This window comes from Kitasatospora sp. NPDC057512 (assembly GCF_042802135.1).
Lineage (GTDB): Bacteria > Actinomycetota > Actinomycetes > Streptomycetales > Streptomycetaceae > Kitasatospora.
Genome location: NZ_JBHVET010001121.1, coordinates 1 through 1,829, shown reverse-complemented (window position 1 = coordinate 1,829; position 1,829 = coordinate 1). Strand labels below are relative to the sequence as shown.

The window sequence follows — 1,829 nt, the reverse complement described above, 5'->3', positions numbered from 1 at the left end:
CCCCCGGCCGTCCAGGCCGGGGGCGCCCGCGTTCGGTCACGGGACCGGCGCGGTGCCGACTACCTGACCGCTGCCTGACTGCTGCTTGACGCTACTTGACCGCGCGCAGCGCGTCGACGATGCCGAAGCCGTAGAAGCCGTTGACGCGCTTGCCCCCCGCGCAGACGGGGTCCGCGGTGCCGTCGCCGTTCGGGGCGGCGGGGCCGGCCGGGCACCCCGGGTTGTCCGCCTGGGCCTTGAGCAGCGCCTGCAACTGGGCCGGGGTCGCCTCCGGGTGGGCGGACTTCAGCAGCGCGGCCACACCGGAGGCGTGGGGGGTGGCCATGGACGTGCCCTGCTCGTAGCCGTACTGGTTGCCCGGCAGCGTCGACAGGATGCCGCCTTCCCGGGACGGTGTGTCCGAGGCCTGGTACCGGTCGCCGCCCGGCGCCGCGACGTCGATCACGCCGAGGCCGTAGTTGGAGTAGTACGCCTTCGCGCCCTTGGCGCCGGTCGCGCTGACCGTGACGACGCCCGGCAGTTGCGCGGGCAGGTCCCAGCACCGGTGCGGGTCGACCGTCCGGCTCGCCGGGGTGGAGTCGTTGGGGCTGCCGCCGTCGGTGAAGCCGTCGGAGGCCAGGTCGTGGTTGGCGTTGCCGGCTCCGGCGACGTTGAGGGTGCCCTTGCGCTGCGCGTACAGCTGGGCGCGGTCGACCGCGTCGACGATGGCCTTCTGGTCGGGGTCGTCCAGGCAGTTGTACTGCCACGGGTCCACGTAGTAGCTGTTGTTGGTGATCTGCACGCCGTGGTCGGCGGCGAACACGAAGGCGCAGACGACGCTCTCGGCGTAGATCAGCTGGCGCGGGGTGGGCTGGGAGACCGTGATGCCGGAGACCTTCACCCCGGGGGCCACGCCCGCGACGCCGACGCCGTTGCGGGCGGCGGCGATCGTGCCCGCCACGTGCGTGCCGTGGAAGTAGTTCGCGTCCACCGGCCGCCAGGAGCCGTACGTGGTGTCGGCCTTGCCGCTGGCGCAGTTCGCGGACTGCGAGGGGGAGAAGTTCGGGGCGAGGTCCGGGTGGGTGTCGTCGACGCCGGTGTCGATGACGGCGACCGTGACGTCCCTGCTGCCCGGGTTGACCTCCGCGGCCTTGTCCGCGCCGATCGCCCGCAGGGCCCACTGCTCGGCTTCGAGGGGTTCGGCGCCGCCGCCGGACGCCTTCGCGATCGTCGCCACCTCGGCCTCGGACAGGCGCCGCACGGCACCCGCCTCGGTCGTCCCCGCCGCGCTCAGCGGCGCGGTCCGTGTGGCACCCGCCGACTCCACCCCGGGCACCGCGCGCAGCCGCTCGCCGAAGCCGGGGTCCGCCGAGTGGGCGACGATGACGCCGATCCCGTCGTACGCGACGACGACGGTGCCGCCGGCCGCGGCGATCGCCCGCCGCACCTCGGCGACCGTGCGGCGGTCGGTCCTGGTGTTGACGACGTACGACAGGGTGTGCGCGTCCTCGGCCTGTACGGCGGACGGTATTCGGGGCGCCGCCGAGGCCGACGCGGGGAGGAAGCCGAGCGAGGCGGTCAGCGACAGCGCGACCGGGACGGCCAGGCCGAGCCGGAGTAAGGAACGTCGTCGAGCCATGTGCTCTCCACATCATCAGGGTGGGGGACCCGCCCGACAGCAGAGTGACGGCCGGGCAGGCGCGTGAGGGTGGTACGGGAGTAAAGCTGTCCACCACCTCGCCCCGGTATGCCGACCGCGCCCAAGCCGCCCCGCGCGACGGGGAGTTCCCGCACCGGTCCCGCCCGCGGACCCCCGGCCCGGGGCCGCGTCCTCCGTGGGGTGGAGGGGC

Annotated in this window: 1 protein-coding gene; it reads right to left on the bottom strand. The window is 74.3% G+C overall.

Annotated features, from left to right (window positions below):
* Nucleotides 1-91: 91 nt before the first annotated feature.
* A complete protein-coding gene (locus ACFU6K_RS38200; RefSeq protein WP_380671148.1) occupies nt 92-1,618 on the bottom strand; it encodes a S8 family serine peptidase in 1,527 nt (508 codons plus the stop codon).
* Nucleotides 1,619-1,829 lie beyond the last annotated feature (211 nt).

Coding starts and splice junctions, on each gene's coding strand:
- ACFU6K_RS38200 (WP_380671148.1), bottom strand. CDS start 1,618: ATGGCTCGACGACGTTCCTTACTCCGGCTCGGCCTGGCCGTCCCGGTC.